Origin of the sequence: Lentzea sp. DG1S-22 (assembly GCF_036321065.1) — a bacterium.
GTDB classification, from domain to species: Bacteria; Actinomycetota; Actinomycetes; order Mycobacteriales; family Pseudonocardiaceae; genus Lentzea; species Lentzea jiangxiensis.
In genome coordinates, this window is the sequence record NZ_CP143276.1 from 5,784,769 (window position 1) to 5,806,663 (window position 21,895).

Annotated in this window: 17 protein-coding genes, 1 tRNA gene, 1 other RNA gene and 1 pseudogene; 4 read left to right on the forward strand and 16 right to left on the reverse strand. The window is 70.3% G+C overall.

Translation table 11 applies throughout. From position 1 onward, the window contains the following. Positions 1–27 precede the first annotated feature (27 nt). Positions 28–1,596, reverse strand: coding sequence for a discoidin domain-containing protein (locus V1227_RS26970; RefSeq protein ID WP_329788230.1), 1,569 nt, complete (start codon positions 1,594–1,596; stop codon positions 28–30). Between the two features lie 320 nt (positions 1,597–1,916). Here V1227_RS26970 and V1227_RS26975 point away from each other — a divergent pair. Further along, positions 1,917–2,291: pseudogene (locus V1227_RS26975) on the forward strand (DedA family protein); the annotation flags it as partial. 56 nt (positions 2,292–2,347) lie between these two features. Here V1227_RS26975 and V1227_RS26980 read toward each other — a convergent pair. The 6 genes from V1227_RS26980 to V1227_RS27005 form a co-directional block, all read right to left on the reverse strand. Further along, positions 2,348–2,941: a TetR/AcrR family transcriptional regulator gene (locus V1227_RS26980; RefSeq protein WP_329788231.1), complete on the reverse strand. Its 594-nt coding sequence runs from the start codon at positions 2,939–2,941 to the stop codon at positions 2,348–2,350. An 80-nt stretch (positions 2,942–3,021) separates the two neighbouring features. Next, on the reverse strand, positions 3,022–4,128 hold the full coding sequence (locus V1227_RS26985; protein WP_329788232.1) for an ABC transporter ATP-binding protein: 1,107 nt from the start codon (positions 4,126–4,128) through the stop codon (positions 3,022–3,024). Then, the gene (locus tag V1227_RS26990) at positions 4,125–5,123 is read right to left on the reverse strand and encodes an ABC transporter ATP-binding protein (protein WP_329788233.1); all 999 of its coding nucleotides are present in this window, start codon (positions 5,121–5,123) and stop codon (positions 4,125–4,127) included. The genes V1227_RS26985 and V1227_RS26990 overlap by 4 nt, the downstream gene beginning before the upstream one ends. 6 nt (positions 5,124–5,129) lie before the next feature. Beyond that, positions 5,130–6,053, reverse strand: a complete 924-nt coding sequence (locus tag V1227_RS26995) for an ABC transporter permease (protein WP_329788234.1) — start codon at positions 6,051–6,053, stop codon at positions 5,130–5,132. A 5-nt stretch (positions 6,054–6,058) separates the two neighbouring features. Continuing rightward, on the reverse strand, positions 6,059–7,063 hold the full coding sequence (locus V1227_RS27000) for an ABC transporter permease (RefSeq protein WP_090097650.1): 1,005 nt from the start codon (positions 7,061–7,063) through the stop codon (positions 6,059–6,061). Between the two features lie 43 nt (positions 7,064–7,106). Continuing rightward, positions 7,107–8,786, reverse strand: a complete 1,680-nt coding sequence (locus V1227_RS27005; RefSeq protein WP_329788235.1) for an ABC transporter substrate-binding protein — start codon at positions 8,784–8,786, stop codon at positions 7,107–7,109. Between the two features lie 216 nt (positions 8,787–9,002). Here V1227_RS27005 and V1227_RS27010 point away from each other — a divergent pair, with 216 nt between their 5' ends. Beyond that, positions 9,003–12,281 (forward strand): AfsR/SARP family transcriptional regulator, encoded by a 3,279-nt coding sequence (locus tag V1227_RS27010; protein ID WP_329788236.1) that lies wholly within the window; start codon positions 9,003–9,005, stop codon positions 12,279–12,281. On the opposite strand, the gene V1227_RS27015 is transcribed toward V1227_RS27010, so the two are convergent. The 8 genes from V1227_RS27015 to V1227_RS27050 all read right to left on the reverse strand — a co-directional run bounded on the left by V1227_RS27015 (position 12,257) and on the right by V1227_RS27050 (position 18,109). Next, positions 12,257–12,778 (reverse strand): uridine kinase family protein, encoded by a 522-nt coding sequence (locus tag V1227_RS27015; RefSeq protein ID WP_329788237.1) that lies wholly within the window; start codon positions 12,776–12,778, stop codon positions 12,257–12,259. The two genes, V1227_RS27010 and V1227_RS27015, sit on opposite strands and share 25 nt — an antisense overlap. Beyond that, complete coding sequence (gene recR / locus V1227_RS27020; RefSeq protein WP_090097787.1) at positions 12,775–13,383, reverse strand: recombination mediator RecR; 609 nt, start codon at positions 13,381–13,383, stop codon at positions 12,775–12,777. Before recR ends, V1227_RS27015 begins: the two co-directional genes overlap by 4 nt. A gap of 4 nt (positions 13,384–13,387) precedes the next feature. Continuing rightward, positions 13,388–13,690, reverse strand: a complete 303-nt coding sequence (locus V1227_RS27025; protein ID WP_329794123.1) for a YbaB/EbfC family nucleoid-associated protein — start codon at positions 13,688–13,690, stop codon at positions 13,388–13,390. A 133-nt stretch (positions 13,691–13,823) separates the two neighbouring features. Then, complete coding sequence (locus tag V1227_RS27030) at positions 13,824–15,875, reverse strand: DNA polymerase III subunit gamma and tau (protein WP_329788238.1); 2,052 nt, start codon at positions 15,873–15,875, stop codon at positions 13,824–13,826. Positions 15,876–15,906: 31 nt separating this feature from the next. Beyond that, positions 15,907–16,001: signal recognition particle sRNA small type (gene ffs / locus V1227_RS27035), an RNA gene on the reverse strand. Between the two features lie 92 nt (positions 16,002–16,093). Further along, positions 16,094–16,591 carry a maleylpyruvate isomerase family mycothiol-dependent enzyme gene (locus V1227_RS27040; protein WP_329788239.1) on the reverse strand — a complete coding sequence of 166 codons (498 nt, stop codon included), beginning with the start codon at positions 16,589–16,591 and terminating at the stop codon, positions 16,094–16,096. Then, positions 16,588–17,766: an RNA polymerase sigma factor gene (locus V1227_RS27045; protein WP_329788240.1), complete on the reverse strand. Its 1,179-nt coding sequence runs from the start codon at positions 17,764–17,766 to the stop codon at positions 16,588–16,590. The genes V1227_RS27040 and V1227_RS27045 overlap by 4 nt, the downstream gene beginning before the upstream one ends. Positions 17,767–17,770: 4 nt before the next feature. Further along, positions 17,771–18,109 (reverse strand): YciI family protein, encoded by a 339-nt coding sequence (locus tag V1227_RS27050; protein WP_329788241.1) that lies wholly within the window; start codon positions 18,107–18,109, stop codon positions 17,771–17,773. Positions 18,110–18,238: 129 nt separating this feature from the next. Between V1227_RS27050 and V1227_RS27055 the strand changes: the two genes are divergently transcribed. Further along, a tRNA-Ser gene (locus tag V1227_RS27055) sits at positions 18,239–18,323 on the forward strand. Positions 18,324–18,383: 60 nt separating this feature from the next. Beyond that, positions 18,384–19,025, forward strand: coding sequence for a GOLPH3/VPS74 family protein (locus V1227_RS27060; protein WP_329788242.1), 642 nt, complete (start codon positions 18,384–18,386; stop codon positions 19,023–19,025). A gap of 25 nt (positions 19,026–19,050) precedes the next feature. On the opposite strand, the gene V1227_RS27065 is transcribed toward V1227_RS27060, so the two are convergent. Next, positions 19,051–21,480: an endonuclease/exonuclease/phosphatase family protein gene (locus V1227_RS27065; protein ID WP_329788243.1), complete on the reverse strand. Its 2,430-nt coding sequence runs from the start codon at positions 21,478–21,480 to the stop codon at positions 19,051–19,053. Positions 21,481–21,895: the final 415 nt, after the last annotated feature.

Consider the following 21,895-nt stretch of genomic DNA (forward strand, 5'->3'; position numbering starts at 1 on the left):
CGGCCTCCGATCAACAGCCAGGTGTGGTCAGCGACAGGTGAAGGGACCGGCCTTGTCGCGCACCGTGCCGGCCGTGTCGACGACCTCCCAGGAGTAGGTCCGGCCGGACAGGGTGATCTTCATGACGCCGTGGCTGTCCGCGAACCACTTCTCGACGCCCGCACGCGGCGTGACGTCCTTGTAGAGGTAGTCACCGCCGATGCCGACGATCGCGGCGCGCATGCCGTTGGTCGTGTCCACCGCACCGCTCTTGTCGAGCGGCTTGAGCCGCTCGTAGTGGTGGTCGTGACCACTGAGCACCAGGTCGGCCTTGGCGTCCGCGAACGCGTTCCACAGCGGGGCCATCACGGACTTGTCGCCGTACTCGCCCGAGTTGAACCGCGGGTGGTGCCAGTAGCCGACGACGCACGGCTTGGTGTTCGCCGCCAGGTCGGCCTTGAGCCAGTTCAGCTGCGTGGAGTCGTCACCGGTGTCGTAGAGCTTCTGCGAGTCGAACGACACGAAGTGGAACTCGCCGGCTTCCCAGCTGTAGTACGGCTTTCCGGCCGGGTAGGCCTGGGCGCCGAAGTACGCCTTGTAGCCGTTGAGGCCGTCCTCCCACTCGTGGTTGCCGGTCGCCGGGTGGGTGATGCTCTTGTAGCGGCCCCACGACTTGTCGTAGTGCGCCTTGAACTCGGTGAGCGTGCCGCTGTCGTACTGGTTGTCGCCGACCGTGAGGATGTGGTCCGGCTTGATCTGGTCGATGAGCTTCGCGGTCTCGTAGTGCTCGCTGTTGGTCAGCGACGCGATGTCACCGGCGGCGACGATCGTGGTGGTGTCGCCGGGCCCGGCGGGCAGGGTCGTCACCTGCACCGCGTTGCTCACCGCGGAGAGGTTGCCCGCCGCGTCACGGGCTCGGACGGTGTAGGTGAACGCCGTCCCGGACGCGAGGCCCGAGTCGGTGAACGCCGTCCCGGTGGGCGTGCCGACGACGCTGCCGTTGCGCAGCACCTCGTAGCCGGTCACGCCGACGTTGTCGGTCGAGGCCGTCCACCGCAGACCGGCCGTGCTCGACGTGGTGCCGGTGCTCGCGAGCCCGGACGGCGCCGTCGGGGCCGTGGTGTCCCCGTTCGCGATGCTGCCCCAGACCTCGAGCTCCCACAGCGAGTAGCCGTAGGACGTGCCGCGTTTGGTGCCGTAGATCCGCACGTAGCGGCCGCTCGTCGAGACGGCGACGTCGTCGGTGCCGCCGTTCTGACCGGTCAGGGTCTTCTTGGTGCTCCACGACGAGCCGTCGCCGGACGTCTGGATCTTGTACTCGGACGCGTACGCGACCTCCCAGTTGAGCTTGACCCGCGAGATCGTGGCGTTGCCGCCGAGGTCGACGGCGATCCACTGCGGGTCGACGCCCTCGAGGCTCGCCCAGCGGGTCGTGGAGCTGCCGTCGACGGCGTTGGCGCCGCCGAAGGTCGCGGCCTCGACGGACGAGACGGTGGTGGGTTTGTTCGCCGACAGCAGGGAATCAGCCGCGTTGGCCGTGCCGGACGCCGCGATCTGCGGCACCACGAGCGCCAGCAGGGCTAGCGCGACACCGGTCCTGGTGTGCTTTCTGATCACTTCGTTCCTCCTGGGCACAGGCGGCGGCTCGAAGGATTGGTTAACAAGCTTTCCAATTGAGTTCGGACGCTAACGGCGGCCGAACGAGCAGGTCAACGGCGGAGACCCGACCTGGTCAGCGGGCGACGGCACCGCGACGCGGATGACGTGGATCACACCTGGCAGGCGGCACGGCAGGAGGCATCGGGACCGCGGTGCGGTCGTGCCCCTTCGGACAGCGGCCAGGGCCGTTCGGCGGAGCCGGGGCGTGCCACCTGTGGACGCGCTGAAGAAACGGCCTGGTCGGGATTGTTCATCTGGCTCACGTACGTTCACCGGTCATGAGCACCACAGCCGCCAGCCTCGTCGTGCTGTTCCTGGTCGCCGTGGTGCCCCTGGCACCCACGGAGGCGGTGCTCATCGGCGCCGGCGTCCTCGCCGCCTCCGGTGAGGTCCCGCTGTACCTCGTGGTGCTCGTCGCCGCGGCCGGGTGCCTGGTCGCAGACATGATCAACTTCACGGCCGGCCGCCGCATGGGCATGCGAGCCCTCGACAAGGTGAACCGGAACGCCAGGGCGCGGGCCATGGTCGTGTGGACGGCCGACCAGCTCGGCTCCAAGGGCGAGACGATCCTCGTCGCGGCGAGGTTCCTGCCCGCGGGCGGCATCGTCGGGGCGCTGCTCGCCGGAGCGCTCAGGTGGCCGTTGCGCCGGTTCCTGCCCGTCGCGGCGATCGGCTCGGCGCTGTGGAGCGTCTACCCCGCGACCGTGGGCTACATCGGCGGCCAGATCGTCGACGAGGCGTGGCTCGCGATGCTGTTGTCGTTCGGCGTGGCCACGCTCCTCTCCATCCCCGTCGGCATGGCGATCCGTGCGCGCAACGCCAACCGCACCCTCTCGTACGCCGAGGCGTCGTCGTAGAGCACCGCGAACCGGTCCGCGGCCGTCAGCAGGGCGTCCACCTCGAACGCCATCTGGGCGTCGCCGCAGAGCCGTTCCAGCAGTGAGGCCCAGCGCAGGGTGAACAGCACCAGCGCGTCCCGCACGCGCCCCGGCCTGGCGGCGAACTCCGACCGGGTCACGACGAAGAAGCAGCCTCCGGGGAACACGCGGCGCTTCGAGTAGTCGAGCCAGCGCTCGCTCAGGTCGAGCAGCGAGCCCCCGGCCGCCACCACCTCGCGCGCGAAGATCTCCGCGGCCTTGTGGACCGTCGAGAGCTGCAGCTCCTCCTTGGCGCCGAAGTGCGAGAACACCCCGCTCTTGCTCATGCCGAGCTCGACCGCGAGCCGTCCGATCGTGACGCCCTCCAGGCCGTCGACGGAGGCGATCTCGGCCGCTCTCAGCAGGATCGAGCCACGACTGTCCATCCACCGAGGACAGCGGAGGTCCCTGGAGAAACGAACGGGGCCACCTCGAAGTGAGGTGGCCCCGGCCGGACGAGCGGGTGCTACGGGTTGAGCGCCTCGGTGACGGACGCCGGACCCACGAGCGGCACGTCGGGCGACAGGCCGTCGCCCTCCTCCACCAGGACCGGCTTCACCTCGTGCGGCTGGATCTCGCCGGAGCGGATCTGCTCGGCCCAGTGGCACGCCACCTTGTGACCGGGCTTGAGCTCGCGCAGCGCCGGCCGTTCGGTGTCGCACTTCGTGGCCTGCCGCCACGGGCACCGGGTGTGGAACCGGCAGCCGGTCGGCGGGTTCGCGGGCGACGGGAGGTCACCCGCGAGCAGGATGCGCTCGCGCCGGTCCTCGACCTGCGGGTCGGGCACCGGGATCGCCGACAGCAGCGCCCGCGTGTACGGGTGCAGCGGCTCGTCGTAGAGGTCCTCGGAGGTGGCCTCCTCGACCAGCCCGCCGAGGTACATCACGCCGACCCGGTCGGAGATGTGCTTCACGACCGCGAGGTCGTGCGCGATCACCAGGTAGGTCAGGCCGAACTTCTCCTGGAGCTCCTCCAGCAGGTTCACGACCTGCGCCTGCACCGACACGTCGAGCGCGGACACCGGCTCGTCCGCGACGATCAGGTCCGGGTTGAGCGCCAGGGCGCGGGCGATGCCGATGCGCTGCCGCTGACCGCCCGAGAACTCGTGCGGGTACTTGCGCAGCGCGGTGGACGGCAGGCCGACGGCGGCCAGCAGCTCGCGCAGCCGCTTCGCCGTGGCCTCCTTGCCCTCGTCCAGGCCGTGCGCCCGCAGGCCCTCGACCAGGATGGACTCGACGGACTGGCGCGGGTCGAGCGACGACAGCGGGTCCTGGAACACCATCTGGATCCGGCGCCGCATCTTGCGCAGCTCCTCGCCCTTCAGGGTCGAGAAGTCCTGCCCGTCGAAGATCATCTTGCCGTCGGTGGGCTCGTTGAGCCGCAGCATCGCCCGCCCGAGGGTGGACTTGCCGCAGCCGGACTCGCCGACCAGCCCGTACGTCTCGCCACGCTTGATCTCGAGGTCGACGCCGTCGACCGCGTAGACGTGGCCGACGGTGCGGTCGAAGAACACGCCCCGCTTGATCGGGAAGTGCACCTTCATGTCCTGGACGGAAACCAGGGTCTCGCTCATACCTGCACCTCCTCGGCGGCGGGAGTTCCCGGCACCACCGGGTTGTGGCAGCGCAGCAGGCGGCCCAGCTTGTCGACCTCCGCGGGCGTCTCCGCACGGCAGACGTCCAGCGCGTTCGGACACCTCGGGGCGAACGCGCAGGCGCTCGTCCACGGGATGTTGTCCGCGACGGAGCCGCGGATGGGCGTGAGCTTCTCGCCGCGCGGGGCGTCGAGACGCGGGATGGACGCGAGCAGGCCGTGCGTGTACGGGTGGCGCGGCTCGGCGAAGAGCTTGTGCCGCATGGCCTTCTCGACCACCTTGCCGGCGTACAGCACGTTGACCTCGTCGCACAGGCCGGCGACGACACCCAGGTCGTGGGTGATCATCACGAGCGCGGTGCCGAGGTCCTGCACCAGTTCCTTCATGAGCGAGAGGATCTGGGCCTGGATGGTCACGTCCAGCGCCGTCGTCGGCTCGTCCGCGATCAGCAGCTTCGGCCGGCACGCCAGCGCGATCGCGATGAGCGCGCGCTGCCGCATGCCGCCGGAGAGCTGGTGCGGGTACTCCTTGAGCCGCCGGTTCGGGTCGGGGATGCCGACCTTGTCGAGCAGGTCCTTCGCCTCGATCATCGCTTCCTTGCGGGCCAGGCCGCGGTGCCGTTCGAGCACCTCGGTGACCTGCAGGCCGATCGGGACGACGGGGTTGAGCGAGGACAGCGGGTCCTGGAAGACCATGCCGAGCTCGCTGCCGCGCTTGTCGCGCATCTGCCTGTCGGACAGCTTCAGCAGGTCCGTGCCGTCGTAGGTCACGCTGCCGGTGACCTTGGCGCCGCGCTTGGGCAGCAGGCCCATGATCGCGAGCGACGTCACCGACTTGCCACAGCCCGACTCGCCGACGAGGCCGACCGTCTGGCCGGGTTCGACGTCGAAGCTGACGCCGTCGACGGCGTGGAACGGCTCCTCGCCCTTGCGCTGGAACACGACGGTGAGGTCACGTACTTCGAGCAGTGCCACGACGACTCACCGCCTGTTCTTCGGGTCGAGGGCTTCGCGCAGCGTCTCGCCCATGAGGGTGAAACCGAGCGCGACGATGATGATGCAGATCGCGGGCCACGCGGCGAGGTGCGGGTGCGTGTCGAAGACGTTCTGCACGTCACCGAGCATCTGCCCCCACTCCGGCAGCCGGTCGTCCGGGTTGCCGAGGCCGAGGAACGACAGCGCGGCCGCCTCGATGATCGCGGTGGCCAGCACGAGCGTCGACTGCACGATCACCGGGCTGAGCGAGTTCGGCAGCATGTGCCGGAACACGATCGCGCCCTTCTTCACGCCCAGGGCGGTCGCCGCCAGCACGTGGTCGCTGTGCCGTTGCGCGAGCATCGAGCCCCTGAGCAACCGCGCGAACACCGGGATCTGCACGATCGCGACCGCCAGGATCACGGTGAACTGGCTGGGCCGCGCGAACATCGCCGCGATCGAGAACGCGAGCAGCAGCGACGGCAGCGAGAGCATGACGTCGACGATGCGCATGACGATCGAGTCGACCCAGCCGCCGAGCGCGCCCGCGAGCGTGCCGAGGATCAGGCCACCGGTCAGACCGATGATCGTCGCGCCGACACCCACGACGAGCGTCTGCTGGGAGCCGACGAGCAGGCGCGAGAAGAAGTCGCGGCCCTGCAGGTCACCACCGAGCAGGTGGCCCGGCTGGGGCGGCGGGATCTCGTTGCGCGCCTTCACGACCTGGTCGATCAGCATCGGCACGGACGGGTCCTGCGGCGCGAGCCACGGCGACAGCAGCGACAGCACGATGAAGATGCCGATGATCACCGCGCCGGTGAGGAACACCGGGCTGCGGCGGAGCCTCTTCCACGCGCTCGCCGCGAGCGAGACGCCCGCGGACTCGGCGAGGCCGTCGATCTTTTCCTTCTTGGAAACTCCGAGTGCCACCGGGCTCACCTCGTCCTGATGCGCGGGTCGATGAGCGCGTACGAGAGGTCGACCAGCAGGTTCACGACGACGTAGACGATCGTGGCCATGATGATCAACAGCAGCAGCACCGGGTAGTCACGCCGTTCGAACCCGATGGCGAGCGCCTGGCCGACACCGGCGAAGGAGAACACCTTCTCGGTGAGCACCGCGCCGGACAGCAGCGCACCGGTCTGCAGGCCGATCGTCGTGACGACCGGCAGCATCGCGTTGCGCAGCACGTGCCGGCGGCGGATCACCGGTGCGGTGAGGCCCTTGGACTCGGCGGTGCGCACGAAGTCCTCGTCGAGCACGTCCAGCACCGCGGCGCGGGTGATCCGGAAGATCACCGCGAACGGGATGGTGGCGAGCGCGATCGCCGGCAGGATCAGGTGTTCCAGCGCGTTGATCGTCGCGTCGATCTCGCCGGTGATCAGGCCGTCGAGGGTGAAGAACCCGGTGACGCGGGTGGCGTCGATGGCGTCCTGGCGGCCCTGCGAGGGCAGGCCGAGCGCCGACGACGCCACGTCCTTGAGCAGGTAGGCCAGGAAGAACACCGGCACCGCGACACCGATCAGCGAACCGATGACGCTGAGGTTGTCGAACCAGCCGCCGCGACGCTTCGCGGCGAGGTACCCGAGCGGGACGCCGACCGCGATCGCGATCAGGATCGCGAAGAAGCTGAGCTCGATCGTCGCGGGGAACCGCTGGAGGAAGATGTCGAGCGCCGAGTCACCGGGTTGGACACCGGTGGAGACGCCGAAGTCACCGGTCGCCGCGCGACCGAGGAACTTGAAGTACTGGACGAAGATCGGCTGATCGAGGCCGAGCTGCTTGGTGAGGGCTTCGCGCGACTCCGGCGTAGCGCGTTCTCCCAGGAGGGCCGAAACCGGCCCTCCTGGGAGAAGTCGCAACCACGCGAAGAGCAACATCGAGAGCACCAGCACCACGCCGATCAGCTGGACCAGCCGTCGAATGGTGTAGCGGAGCACTTTGAGCTACCCCGTTGTTCTCTTGTGGTGGGAGCTGGTCAGCTCAGCCCTTCGAGGCCGGGCCGAACCTCTCGTCGGTCAGCGGGCTCGGGACGACACCCTTGATGTCCGACTTCAACACCAGAGCGGGCGGGGAGTGCGAGATCGGGATCGCGGGGAGGTACTCCTCCATGATCCGCTTGTTGACGTCCTCGTAGAGCTTGGTGCGCTTGGCCTCGTCCGGCTCGGAGTTGGCCTTCGCCAGGTCGTCCCTCAGGGTGTTGCCCCACGCCGACACACCGGTGTTGAAGCGGTTGTCGGTGCGGCCGAAGAACGTGCCGACCCAGTTGTGCGCGGTGCCGTTGTCACCGGTCCAGCCGAGCAGGAACAGGTCCGGGATGCCCTGGTCGACGTCGGTCAGGTAACCGCCGTTCCACGGCTTCGTGACGACCTCGAGCTTGATGCCGGCGGCCTGCAGGTCACCGGACATCGCGCCGAACAGGTCCTTCGGGGACGGCATGTACGGACGCGTGACCTCGGACGGCCAGTAGAACTTCAGCGTCAGGTCGGAGGCGCCGGCCTCGGCCAGCAGCGACTTGGCCTTGTTGACGTCGTAGCCGACGGCCTTGATGTCCTTGTTGTAGCCGTTGACGGTGTCCGGCATGAACTGCGTCGCGACCTTGGCGCCCTCGGGCAGCTGCGACTTGACGAGCTGCTCGCGGTTGATCGCGTACATCAGGGCCTGGCGGACCTTGAGGTCGGCGAGCTTCGGGTTGTTCTTCTGGTTGATGCCCAGGTAGAACACGTTGAACGCCGGGCGGATCGCGACGTTGAAGCCGTCCTGCTTCAGGCCTGCCCAGTCGGCGGCGTTCGGCAGGTCGTACCCGTCGATGTCGCCGGCCTTGAGCGCCTGCTTGCGGGCGGTCTCGTCCGGGATGATCTTGAAGACGATCTTGTCCAGCTTGGCCTTGGTGCCGTGGTAGGCGTCGTTGCGCACGAGCTCCACGGTGTTGTTGGCCTTGTCGTACTTGCCGAACTTGAACGGGCCCGTGCCGGTCGGGTGCTCGTTCGCGTACGCCGGGTAGGTGAACGCGTCACCGGCGGCCTGGACGTTGTCCGCGTCGTACTTCTTCAGCGCCTCGGGGCTGGAGATGGAGAACGACGTGAAGCCGAGGACCGACGGGAACTGCGAGGTGACCTCGTTCAGCTCGATGACCGCGGTCTTCGGGTCCTTGGCGGTGCAGGACTTGTACAGCGAGGGCTTGTCCGGCGTGGTCGCGAACCCGCCGAAGTTGTCCAGCCAGTACTGCGAGACGGCGTCGGACTGGCCGGCGCCCTTCTGGTTGTACCAGCGGTTGAAGTTGAAGCAGACGGCCTCGGCGTTGAAGTCCGTGCCGTCGTGGAACTTCACGCCCTCCTTGAGGGTGAACGTCCACGTCTTGCCGTCCGCGGAGGGCTCGTACTTCGTGGCGAGCGCGGGCTCGACCTCGGCGGTACCCGGCTTGAAGCCGACCAGGCCCTCGAACATCTGGCGGGAGACCCGGAAGGTCTCGCCGTCAGTCGCGTAGAACGGGTCGAAGAGCTTCGGCGCGCCGGCGGCGCCGAAGGTCAGCGTGCCGCCTTCCTTGCCGCCGCCGCCTGAGTCGCGCTGGGATTGCGCGCAACCGGACAGGGCGAGCGCGCTGACGCTGAGGAAGCCGATCGCGGCAACCCAACGGCGGCGAGCCGTTACTGAGTGGACCATCAAACACCCCTTGGACAATCCGCACATCTCACGGTGTGGTCGCCGACCATAACCGTTGTAGATACCCCGTCCGGGGTTACTCAGGTCACGATCCGGCCACTAGACCAGGCATTCTGATACGTGCGGCGCACGGCCGCTGACCCAACGTGAGCACCGCAGATGGGTCGAACGCTCTCCTAGGCTGTAGAAACGACAACGACACGGGGAGGAGGTCGTATGAGCAGGCAGGTCGAGTTCCGCGTGCTCGGCCCCCTCCAGGTCCTCCTCGACTCCGACCCGTTGCTGGTCAGGGCCGGTCGGCAGCGCGCGCTGCTGGCGTCGTTGCTGCTGCGCGTCGGCACCTCGGTGTCCGTGGACGAGCTCGCCGGCAACGTGTGGGGAGACGATCCGCCCGCTCGGGCGCGCGCGACCCTCCAGACGTACGTGATGAGGCTCCGGCAGCTGCTCGGACCGTCCGTGCCGATCAGGACCGTGCCCGACGGCTACCTGATCGACGTCGACGAGAAGACCATCGACCTGATGCGCTTCGAGCCGTTGATCGAGCAGGGCGAACAGGAGCGCGCCGCCGGGAACCTGCAGGCCGCGTCGGCCGCGTTCACCGCCGCGCTGGGGCTCTGGCGGGGCCCGGCGCTGGTCGACGTGCCGTCGGAGATCCTGCACCGCGACGAGGTGCCGAGGCTCGACGAGCGCCGCCTGCACGTGCTCGAACGCCGCGTCGAGGTCGACCTGGAGCTCGGCCGGCACGGCGAGCTCGTCGCGGAGCTGTCCCGGCTGACGAGCGACCACCCGTTGCGCGAGCGGTTCTGGGCGCAGCTGATGGTGGCGCTGTACCGCTCGGGCCGCCAGAGCGAGGCGCTGGCCGCCTACCAGCGCGTTTCCCGGCTCCTGGGCGACGAGCTGGGCATCGACCCCGGTGACGAGCTGCGGCGCGTGCACAGCCAGGTGCTGTCCGGCTCGATCGGCGCGGTGACCACGGCGGTCTCGGGTGCGCCGGTCGCCGCGAAGCCCGAGCGGGTCGTCCCGTCGCAGCTCCCGGCGGACATCCCGGACTTCGTGGGCCGCGACGAGGCCGTGTCGCTGATCGTGGCGCTGCTGCGGACAGCGCAGGGTGTGCCGGTTGTCACATTGGCCGGGCCGCCGGGCGTGGGCAAGACGGCGCTGGCCGTGCACGCGGCGCACCGGATGCGCGCGGACTTCCCGGACGGCCAGCTCTACGTCAACCTGCGCGGCTACGCCCCCGGCCCGCCGCTCAGCGCCGTCGACGTGCTGCCGCGGTTCCTCCGCGCGCTCGGCACCGAACCCGACCAGGTGCCGCTGGACCAGGACGAGCAGGAGGCGATGTTCCGGTCCACGCTGACCGGCCAGCGCGTGCTGCTGCTGCTCGACAACGCGTCGTCCGCCGAGCAGATCCGGCCGCTGCTGCCGGGGTCGCCGGGGTGCGCGGTGCTGGTGACGTCGCGGGACACGTTGCGCGGCCTGGCCGTCTCGCACGCGGCGTCGAACGTGCGGCTCGACGTCCTCGACTGGCACGAGACGAAGTCACTCCTCGCAGGCATTTTGGGTGCGGACGAAGTCGCGTCCCAAGAGGACGCCGCGCTGGAGCTGGCGGCCCTGTGCGCACATCTGCCATTGGCTTTGCGTATCGCAGCGGCCAACCTCGTGTCGCGCCCCGAACTGTCCATCGCGGACTACGTCGAGGAGCTGAGGGCGGGCAACAGGCTCGCCGCCCTGGCCGTGGAAGGCGACGAACGGGTGGCGGTGCACGCGGCGTTCGACCTCTCCTACACGGCGCTGAAGCCGGAACTCGCGCAGATGTTCCGGGTGCTGTCGCTGGTTCCCGGCACGGACTTCACGCCCGAGATGGCGGCCGCCCTGTCCGGTCTGACCACGCAGGACGCCCGCCGGCGCCTCGACCGCCTGGCCACCGCGAACCTGATCTCGAACCACGCGCCGTCGCGCTACCAGTTCCACGACCTCCTGCGCGACTACGCGGCCGAGCGCCTGGCGTTCGAAGAGGGTCGCGCCGACTCGCTGCTCGCGTTGCGGCGGCTGTTCGACTGGGCGGTGCGGTCGGTCGACAACGCCACGGCCGCGATGAAGTCGACGCTCTTCCGGTTCCCGCGCCCCGCACCGCTGGACGGCGTGGTGCCGCGGACGTTCAGCACCAGCACCGAGGCCCTGGCCTGGCTCGACTGCGAGCGCGCCAACCTCGTCACCCTGGTCGCCCACTGCGTCGAGCGCGACCCGGAGAACTCGCCGTGGCAGCTGGCCGACGCCCTGCGCGGCTACTTCTACACGCAGGGCCTCACCGCGGAGTGGCGCGAGACGGCCAAGGCGGGCCTGCTCGGCGCCCGCGCGCCCCGCGACGAGCTCGGCCAGCTCGCGATGCAGTCGTCGCTCGGCACGCTGTACTGGGTGACCGGCCGGCACCGCAACGCGCTGGGCCACTACCAGCAGGCCATCGCGCTGCAGGAGAGCATCGACCTGCCGGAGGCCGAGGCGGCCGTGCTGTCGAACGCGGGCAGCGTCCACATCGACCTGGGCGAGCTGGAGCAGGCCGCCGACCACCTCGAACGCGCCCTGGTGATCGCCCGCCGGGTCGGTGCGCTGCAGGTGCTCGCGAACGCCCTGTTCAACCTCGGCGGCGTCTACATGCAGCTCGGCCAGCTCGACCGCGCCGCCGCGACGTTCGAGGAGGCACTGGAAGCCGGCACGCGCATCGACTCGTGGATCACGCAGGCAAACTCGATGCGTGCTCTCGGCGAGGTCTACGCGTCACGCGGTGAGCCGGAGTTGGGTGCGTCGTACTTCGTGCGCGCGAGCGAGCTGTACGAACGTGCGGCAGCCCGCAACTTCGGCCACACGATGCACGAGGGCATGGCCATCACGCTGATCATGCGCGGCCGCTACGAGGAGGCGGCCGTCGAGGCGTCCGCCGCCATGCGGATCGCGCAGGACCTGGAGAACGTGAAGAGCGTCTGCGACGCCCGGAACCTGCTCGGCCGCGCCCTGGAGGGCGCAGGCCGCCACGAGGAGGCCCTGGAGCAGTTCTCGTCGGCGCTCACGATCGCGGTCGAGACCGGCTACTCGTGGGGCATCTGCTCGGCCCGCCGCGGCCTCGCGTCGACGTACCGCGCTCTCGGCCGTTACGAGGAAGCCCTGGCGACGGCCACCTCGGCGCTGGACGAGGCGGGCCGGTCGCAGTTCCGCCTGGCCGAGATGGAGGTGCTGCTCGTTCTCGGCCGCACCCACCTCGACACCTCGGACGCGTCCGCCGCCCTCGACTGCGCACTGCGTGCCGCCGCGGCCGGTTCCGACTCAGGCCACCGGTGGGTGTTCGGGCGCGCCCTGCAGCTGGCCGGCGACGCCTCCTCCGCGCTGGGCGACTACGCCGCCGCCCGCGCGCACTGGTCGTCCGCGCTGGACGTGTTCAGCGCGATCGGGACACCCGAGGCTTCCGTCGTGCGGGCTCAACTGCTCGACGTGACAACGTAGTCAGCCCTGGCCCTGGTCTCGTCGACCGCGAACCAGCCTCTTTCGTACTGCTGCCAGCGCAGGAAGTGCTCGCGGTGCTCCTCGCCGTCACGGGCGACGGCCCGCTCCAGCCTCACCCGTTCGTCGGGGTGGTCGACGAAGATCGCGCAGCTCAGGCGGGTGTTCGCCTTCCTGGCCGACGAGAACCCCTCCAGGATGACCGTCCCGTGTGGAGCGATCGTGACTTCGTCGCCTTCGCCGATGCACGGAAACCCTTGGGACCAGTCAGTTTTCCGGTAGCGGCCGGGTGAGCCGCTCGCCACGGCGTCGAGTGCCCGCCACAGCCGGGGCCACCACCGCGTCGTCGGGTCGTCCCACGTGGCGAAGTGGTCGGTGCTGATCAGCTGCGCGCCGATCTCCTCGGCGAGCTGCCTCGCGAACGTCGACTTGCCCGCGCCCGACGGGCCGTCCACCGCGACCAGGCGTGTGCCGCCCAGCCGCGGTGGGGCCGCTGTCACATGCTGCGGCGACCAGATAGCGCACGCCCCAGCGTGAGCTCGTCGGCGAACTCCAGGTCGCCGCCCATCGGCAGCCCGCTGGCGAGCCGCGTGACGGTGAGCCCCGGGAAGTCCCTGAGCATCCGGACCAGGTAGGTGGCCGTCGCCTCGCCCTCGGTGTTCGGATCCGTGGCGATGATGACCTCGGAGATGTCGACCCCGTCGGTCGCCGTGCCGATCCGGTTGAGCAGCTGCCGGATGCGCAACTGGTCGGGCCCGATCCCGCTCAACGGGTCGAGCGCGCCACCCAGGACGTGGTAGCGCCCCCGGAACTCCCTGGTCCGCTCGATCGCCTGGACGTCCTTCGGCTCCTCGACCACGCAGACCAGGCTCAGGTCCCGCTTGGGGTCCCGGCAGATCCGGCACCTCGTCTCGGCGGACACGTTGCCGCAGACGTCGCAGAAGACCACGCCCTCCTTGACCTTCTGCAGCGCGTGCTGGAGCCGCTCGATGTCAGCGGGTTCCGTGGCGAGGAGGTGGAAGGCGATCCGCTGCGCGCTCTTCGGGCCGACGCCCGGGAGCCTGCCCAGCTCGTCGATCAGGTCCTGTACCGGGCCCTCGTACATGGTGTTAGCCGAGCAGTCCGCCGAGGCCACCCTGGGCGAGCGGGCCGAGCTTCTGCTCGACCAGCTGCTGCGCCTTGGTGTTGGCGTCCTTGATCGCGGCGATCACCAGGTCCTGGAGGGTTTCGACGTCCTCCGGGTCCACGATCTTCGGGTCGATGGTGAGGCTCACGAGCTCGCCGCCGCCGGTGACGGTGGCCTTCACGAGGTCGTTGCCCGCGTTGCCGGTGACCTCGGTTTCGGCCAGCTGCTGCTGGGCTTCTGCCATCTGCTGCTGCATGTTCTGGGCCTGCTGGAGCAGGGCCTGCATGTCGAACTGACCGGGTTGCACCGCTGGTCCTCTCGGTGGGTGGTACTTGGTCTTTCGTGGGTCGCGTCCAGCGTACGGGTGCCTTTCGGCGGGTTGACGGCACGCCTGTCGCTCTGGCGGCTCGGCTCGGACGTCAGGCCTTCTTCAGCGGCCGGGCGCCCAACTCGTCCGCCAGCAGCTTCAGCATCACCGATTCCGGGTCCTTCGCCTCGGGGGTGCTGTCCGGGTCCGCCGGGCGGGCGGCCTCGGCCAGCATCGCCTCTTCGTCGTCCGGTTCCGGCGGCAGCGGGTCGTCGGGCTCGGGCGGTTCCGGCGGGGGTGGGACGTCGTCCACCGGCGGGCGTGGTGCCGGGCGTTGCTGGGGTTCCGGCTGGCGGGCGTTCTGCGCCTGGCTCGGGCGGACCGGGGCCGGGCGGGACGCCTTGGCCGGGGCCGCGGCCTGGGGGGTGGCGCCAGGGGTTCCGTGGGTGCAGCGGACCTGCCAGGTGCCGCCGAGCACCGTGGACAGGGCCGCGGCGATGGCCTCGGTGTTGCGCGGCTCCGCCAGGCGGCGGGCCAGGGGGGCCGAGGTGTGGGTGATGGTGACGACGTTGCCGTCCACCTCGCTGACCACGGCGTTGGTCAGCATCGCCTCGGTGCTCCGGCTGCTGGAGCGGACCGCGGCCAGCAGTTCGGACCAGATCCGGCGGACCGCCGTCGCGTCCATCGCACCGGCTTCCGCGATGGGGGCCGGGGCGGGTGCCGCGACAGGAGCGGAAGGCGCGGCGGTGGCGACCGGCGCGGTCGGCTGTGCCTGCACCGGGGCTGCCACCGGGGCCGGGGCCGGCGTCGGGGTCGGTGCCGGGGTCGGGGTCGGTGCCGGGGTCGGTGCCGGGGTCACGGCGGCGGGCTGGGGTGCCGGGCGCTGCGGCTCCGGCTGCCTCGGGGGGTCCGCGGGTGCCGGTTCCGCTGCCTGCTGGGACCTGCGGGTGAAGACCGGGCCGCCGGCGGGGGCGGCGCCGTCGCCCGAGCCGGCCGCGATGGCGGCCGGGGGGCGGCGTTCCAGTTGTTCCAGGCGCTGGAGCAGGGCCGCTTCGGACTGGCTCACCGACGGCAGGAGCATGCGGGAGACGAGCAGTTCGAGGAGCAGGCGCGGGGCCGTGGCTCCTCGCATGTCGACGAGGCCCTGGTGCACGATCTCGGCGTAGCGGGTCAGCGTCGCAGGGCCGATCCGTTCAGCCTGGGCCGCCATCGTGGCCAGCTCGTCCTCCGGGGCGCTGACCAGGTTGCGGTCCGCGGCGTCCGGGACGGCGCAGAGCAGGACCAGGTCGCGGAGGCGGTCCAGGAGGTCGCTCGCGAAGCGGCGGGGGTCGTGGCCCGCGTCCACCAGGCGGTCGATGGTGCCGAAGACCGCCGCGCCGTCGCCGGCGGAGAGGCCGTCGACCACGTCGTTGATCAGGGCCGAGTCGGTGACGCCGAGGAGCGTGATGGCTCGTTCGTACTTCACGCCGTCCGGGCCCGCGCCGGACAGGAGCTGGTCCATGACCGACTGGGTGTCGCGGGCCGAGCCGCCGCCCGCGCGGATGACCAGCGGGAAGACGGCCGGTTCGACGGCCACGCCCTCGGCGGCGCAGTTGCGTTCGAGCAGGGTGCGCATCACGCCGGGCGGGATCAGGCGGAACGGGTAGTGGTGCGTGCGCGAGCGGATGGTCGGGAGGACCTTGTCCGGCTCGGTGGTGGCGAAGATGAAGATCAGGTGGTCCGGCGGCTCCTCGACGATCTTCAGCAGGGCGTTGAAGCCCTGCGTGGTGACCATGTGCGCCTCGTCGATGATGAAGACGCGGTACTTGGACTCGGCCGGGGCGTAGAAGGCCTTGTCGCGGAGGTCGCGGGCGTCCTCCACACCGCCGTGCGACGCCGCGTCGAGCTCGACGACGTCGACGCTGCCGCTGCCGTTGGGAGCGAGGCCGATGCAGCTGTTGCACTCGCCGCACGGGTCGGGGGTCGGGCCCTTCGCGCAGTTCAGCGAGCGCGCCAGGATGCGGGCCGACGAGGTCTTGCCGCAGCCCCGGGGGCCGCTGAACAGGTACGCGTGGTTCACCCGGCCCGCCGCCAGCGCGGTGCGCAGGGGGTCGGTCACGTGCTCCTGGCCGACGACCTCGGAGAACGTGGCCGGTCGGTACTTGCGATACAGAGCGAGCGCCACGCCGCAGACAGTACCGGTGGGCCCCGACACGAAAAGGGGACCCCGTGCACCCACCAGAGCCCGCTTATCCTTGCTGCCTTCCGGCCCTGGGGAGGTTCGCGAGATGTGTGCCGCACGAGGTCCGACGCAAGTGTAGCGAACCCTCTACTTCGAACGCATGTTCGATCTACCCACAGCGTTGTCCCCACCTGTGGACAACTTCCGGCCGGTGGCGAGCATCAGCAGGTCGGGGACCGGTAGATCGGGGATTCCGGTGTCCCGAAACGCTTGCGGGCTCCCCAGAACGGGCTCTTCAGCACGTGTTCCAGGGCGGCCTCAGCCGGTTCGGGCGGCATCTCGCGGACGCGGCCCAGCGGGCGGGCGACGTCCTGGCCGTGGACGAGGAAGTCGACCAGCGGGTCGATCGGGGACGCCATCGGAGCGCGCTTCGGGGAGGCGGCGGTCGCGCGGATCCGCGCGATCAGCTCCTGCCGGGTGAACCGCGCGGCGATCTCGCGGGCCCTGGTGTCCTCCATGCGCTCCCAGTCGAAGCGCGCCCTCACCACCCCGGTGAGCACGTCGCGCCAGCCCGTGCGGGTCGACGTGGTCAGGTGGGCGGCCATCTCCTGCGCGGTCCAGCCCGCGCAGAGCGTCTCCCTGCGCCACTCGTCGTCGGTCAGGTCCTCGAGGAGGTCGGCGACGCCCAGGCGTTCGGCCTCCAGCCACTTCATGATCATGATCGCCCTTCGACAGCGGCCAGCCTGCGGCGCAGGAAGTCCTGTTCGGTGCCGGTGCCCGCGAGCGCGATGGCCTCGCGGTAGGCCTGCGCGGCCTCGGCGTCGCGGCCCAGGCGGTGCAGCAGGTCGGCGCGGGCCGCCCGGTACGGGTGGTAGTCGCGGAGCTTGGGCTCGTCGGCCAGCGCGTCGAGCAGCGCGAGCCCCGCCACCGCCCCGTCGCGCATGGCGATCGCGGCGGCCCTGTTCAGCGCGACGACGGGCGACGGCGTCAGCTCGGCCAGCACGTCGTAGAGCGCCACGATCTGCGGCCAGTCGGTGCCGGCGAAGTCCGGTGCCTCGTCGTGCAACGCGTTGATGGCCGCCTGCACGCCGTACGGACCGTATCCACCCGTCAGCGCGCGCTCGGCCAATGCGCTGCCCTCGGCGATCATGTCGCGGTCCCAGAGCGAACGGTCCTGGTCCTCCAGCAGGGCGGGACGGGCGTCCCGGCGCGCGTGGACGAGCAGCATCAACGCCAGCAGACCCGTGACCTCGCGGTCCGGCAACAGGTTCCGCAGGATCCTCGCCAGCCGGACCGCCTCGTCGGCGAGGTCGGCCCGCTGCGCCGCGTAGCCCTCGGTGAAGATCGAGTAGAGGGCCTGCAGCACACCGGGCAGGCGTTCCGGGAGCTCGTGCGGGTCGGGCACGCGGAACGGGATGCGGGCCTGCTTGATCTTCTTCTTCGCCCGCACGATCCGCTGCTGCATGGTCGTGACCGGCACCAGGTACGCCCGCGCGACCTCCGGCGTCGTGAAGCCGGCCAGGCACCGCAGCACCAGCGCGCCGCGGTCCTCCTCCGCCAGCGCCGGGTGCGCGCACGTGAAGAACAGCTCCAGCCGCTCGTCCGGCAACGACTCCCCCGCCGGCGCGTCCGCCCGCGAGAACTCGACCTGCAGCAACGCGAGCCGCGCCGCGTACACCCGGTCGCGGCGCAGGCGGTCGACGGCCTTGCGGCGCGCGGTCGTGAGCAACCACGCGCCGGGCCGGTCCGGCACCCCGTCCACCGGCCAGTGCCGCAGCGCCGCCTCGATCGCGTCGGAGGTGACCTCCTCGGCCAGGTCGAGGTCGCCGAAGCGCTTGACCAGCGTCGCGAGCAGCCTGCCGCGCTCCTCCCGGAACACCTGCTCGACGTTCACGGGATCAGAAGTCGAACTCGGCGATCGGCCGCACGACGACGGCCCCGCCGTCCCGCGAGCCGGGGCACTTCGCCGCCCACTCGAGCGCCGCGTCGAGGTCGGGCACGTCGATGACGTTGTAGCCGCCGAGCACCTCGCGGGTCTCGGCGAACGGCCCGTCCGTGACGGTCCGCCTGCCGTCCGGCCCGACCTGGACGGTGGTCGCGGTGACGAGGTCGGCGAGCGAGTGCCCGGACACCAGGACCCCCGCGTCCCTCATCTCCTTCTCGTAGGAGGTCCAGTCCTCGACGGTGCAGCTCGACTGCTGGTCAGCGGCCGCGTGGATCAACAGCATGTACTTCACGGTTGCCTCCTGGGTTCGGTCTTACGGGATCACGACGAGCGGGTCCCCGCCAGATCGACACGGCCACCGGACTTTTTCCGGCGACCCCCGTTTTGGGCCCCGGAACACCCGTCCGGTAAGGTTCTCCACGGAGGATTCGCATAGCGGCCTAGTGCGCACGACTGGAAATCGTGTTGGGTTCACCCCCTCACGGGTTCAAATCCCGTATCCTCCGCTCGCTCGAAGGGCGCCGAACGTTCACCGTTCGGCGCCCTTCTGGCGTTACCGTTGCATGATGCTGCCCGAAGAGCTGATGCTGCTGTTCATCAACCAGCAGAACGGAAAGCTGCACGTCGACTCGGCGTCGGCGGAGAACGCGCTCGCGGGAGCCGTGCTCATCGAGCTGGTGAACTCGGGGCGTGTCGCGTTCGAGCCCAACGGCAAGAAGCTCCAGGTCGTCGACCCGACGCCGCTCGAGGACCCGCTGCTGCGGGAGTCGCTGGCGAGGATCGACAAGCCGATGAAGCCGCAGAAGGCGGTCGAGCGCCTGCGGAAGAAGGTGCGCGACAACGTGATCGCGCACCTGGAGAGCCGTGGTGCCGTCCGGGTCGAACCGCGGAAGGTGCTCGGGATCTTCCCCGGCAAGAGCTACGTGATCACCGACGAGCCGGGGGCCGACGCGGTGCGCAAGGCCGTCGGCGAGGTCGCGCTCGGGTACCGGGGTGCGGATGCGCGCACGGGGTCGTTGATCACGTTGCTGTACGCGGTGAAGGCCGTGCACAAGGTGGTCAGGGGCGAGAAGCGCGATCTGACCAGGCGGGCCAAGGAGATCGCCGCCGGCAACTGGGCGGGCGACGCCGTGCGCAGGGCGGTCGAGGCGATCCAGGCCGGGGTGGTGGCCGCGACGGCGGCTGCCGCCGCCGCGTCGTCTGGCTGACGCGGCGACGGCAGCGGTCGAACCGTCAGCTCTCCAGGCAGTCGAGGATGTCCTCGAGGGCGAACACGACCCGGTCGACGTTCGCGTCACCCGTGGACGGGCGGGCGCGGACGATCTGCGGGTCGTGGTCGCTCGCCTGGTCGGCGAACTCGGCGTTGATGTGGACCACGTCGTAGCTGAAGCGCGTGATGTTCTTGCTCACCACGAGGTGGTCGAGCGTCTGCGAGTTGCCCTCGAAGACGTAGCTGTACCGCTCGGCGGCGGGCAGCGTGTCGATCAGCGCCTTGAGGTTGCCGTCGCCGGTGAGCGTCTTGAGCGCCGGCGAGAACTGGTAGTCGTTCAGGTCGCCCGCGAGGACGACGTTGGCGCCCTTGTCGACCGCGCGGATCTGCTCCGTGAACGCCTTCAGCGCCGCGGCCTGCTTGCCGCGCTGCACCTCGGACGAGCGGTTCGGCGGCTGGTTGCGGCCGTGGATCGCCTCGTCGCCACCCTTGGAGTTGAAGTGGTTCGCGACGACGAAGACCGTGCGGCCGCGGAACTTGAACTCGCCGGCGAGCGGCTTGCGGCTGTTCGCCCACGCGTCGTTCAGCGGGTCGATCCGGCCGGGTGACACGGAAAGCGCCGCGCGGCCGTTCTTCTTCACGACCTGGACCGGCGTGGAGAAGTCGCCGCCCGGACGGTCCACGAAGGACACCCGCTGCGGGTTGAAGAAGAAGCCGACGCGGATGTTGCCGCCGGGCTCGCCGCCGTCCTTGAGGTTCTCCGGGTCGATCTGGCGCCACTCGTAGCGCGGGCCGCCCTTGGCGACGATCGCGTCCGAGAACTTCCGCAGCGTCTGGTCCGCCGCCACGACACCGTCGTTGGTGGCGCCGTTGTTGTCCTGGATCTCCTCCAGCACGACGACGTCCGGGCTGCGCAGGTTGGTCGTGACGCCGTCCGCGAGGCGGTCGAACTTCGCCTGCGGGTCGGACGGGTCGAGGTTCTCGACGTTGTAGGTCGCGACCGAGAGCTCGGCCTGCTTCTGCTGCGCGGTGATCTCGCGCTGCAGGTTGGAGGACGTGTGCGTGCCGAGCGTGAGCGCCGCCAGCGTGTAGCCGCCGAAGTTCGTGTACTCGAGCGCACCGACGGTCGCGCCGGCGAACACGTCACCGACGTCGGCGGCCGGCAGCGTGCCGACGGCCTTGATCTTCAGGCGGCCGCTGTTGGGCTGGTCGTAGGCGGTGTAGGTGGTGCCACCGCGCTGGTTGCGGTTCTGGTCGGGGTTGACCGTGACCCAGACCTCGCCGAAGGAGTTGCTCGGGCCGACCACGCGGGCGTCGTCGACCTGGACCAGCGTGCCCTCGAGCGACTCGAAGTGGTCGAGGCCGTACTTGGCGGGCTCCAGCGGGAGCTGCTCGATGCTGCCGCCCGGAGCGGGCAGGTAGCCGGCAGGGACGTTCTTCACGACGACCGGCGCCGGGACGGGGTTGCCCTTCGACACGGTGATCGTGGTGGGCGAGGTGATCTCGGTGAGGGTCTGGTTGGAGCCCGTCTCACCGCCCGGCCGGTACTCGGCGACCGTGCCGCTGACGAGCACGCTGTCGCCGACGGCCACGGTCGGCGCGGTGCCGGCCGTGTAGACGAAGACGCCCTCGCTGGTGCGCGGGTCGTCGTCCTGGCCGGTGACGTCCTGGATCCAGAAGCCGCGGTCACCCGTGGCGCGCGTGCCGGTGACGACGCCGGGGACGTTGGTGACCTTCTGGCCGACCAGCGGCGAGACGCGCGTGACGCCCTGGACGTCGTGGATGCGCTTGTCGCCGGGGGTGGGGTCCGGGTCGGGATCCGGGTTGCCGCCGCCCGGGGTCTCGCCCTTGGAGTTGGTCGGGGTGGGCGCGCCGACGGTGAAGTCGGCGGCGTTGTCGTCGGTGTCACCCGCGGTGCGCGACGCCGAGGTCGTGTTGCTCAGGGCGCCCGTCGCGGCACCCTCGCGGACGGCGGCCGAGCCGTAGCCGACGAGGTCCTTGACCCGCGTGTCGGCGGCGCAGTCGGCGGCCGTCTTGCAGGTGAGCGGCGCGGTGCCGCTGACCAGCGCGATGGTGCCGTTGGCGCCGCTCATGGCGATCGTGCCGGTGGCGTCCGGGGCGGGCAGCTCGACCGTGCCGCCCGTGCCCTTGGCCTGCGCGACGAGGAACGTCTTGCCGGGCGCGATCGAACCGGTCAGCGGCGTGACGCCCCACTGCGTGGTCGCGCCGGGGCTCGCCGAGATGTACTGGACGCTGAAGCCGTCGAGGGCGAACGGGGCGGCGCCCTTGTTGGCCAGCTCGACGAAGTCCTGCGTCAGCGTGGCGCCGGAGTTGCCGCCGCCTCCGTAGACCTCGGAGATCAACGCGTCGGTGCTGGGTGCGGCGACGGCCGGGGCGGCGGCGAGCACGAGTGCCGCCACCGCTGTGCCGACGACCGGCAGGGTGGGTCTCAAAACTTCCTCCAGGGGATGCGGCGGACCGACGCATCTTTCCCCGATCGTGTGAGCTTTGGTAGCCGTTGTTACTAACGGTTAACCGGTTGGCCCATCAATCATCACTCGAACAAGTGTTCGATCATGGTGTATGCTCGATCTCGGAACGCCGGCCTGTGGGCCCCTCCCAGGCACCGGCCGGCGTCCCTACAACTCCCGGAGTAGGACTTCCGGCCACGAGCGCCGCTGCGCCGAGATCGTCAACCGGCCTTCGCCGCCCGCGTCCGCCCTGATTGCCGCTGAACTGGGCTTTCAGGTGCGTTGACCCCGGACCGGACGCTTACCCAGCTGCTCCGCCACCTCGGCCACGCCCACCACTGGGCCGGCTCGGTGCTGCGCGACAGAGTTCCGGAGATCGACTTCTCCCGCAACGGCA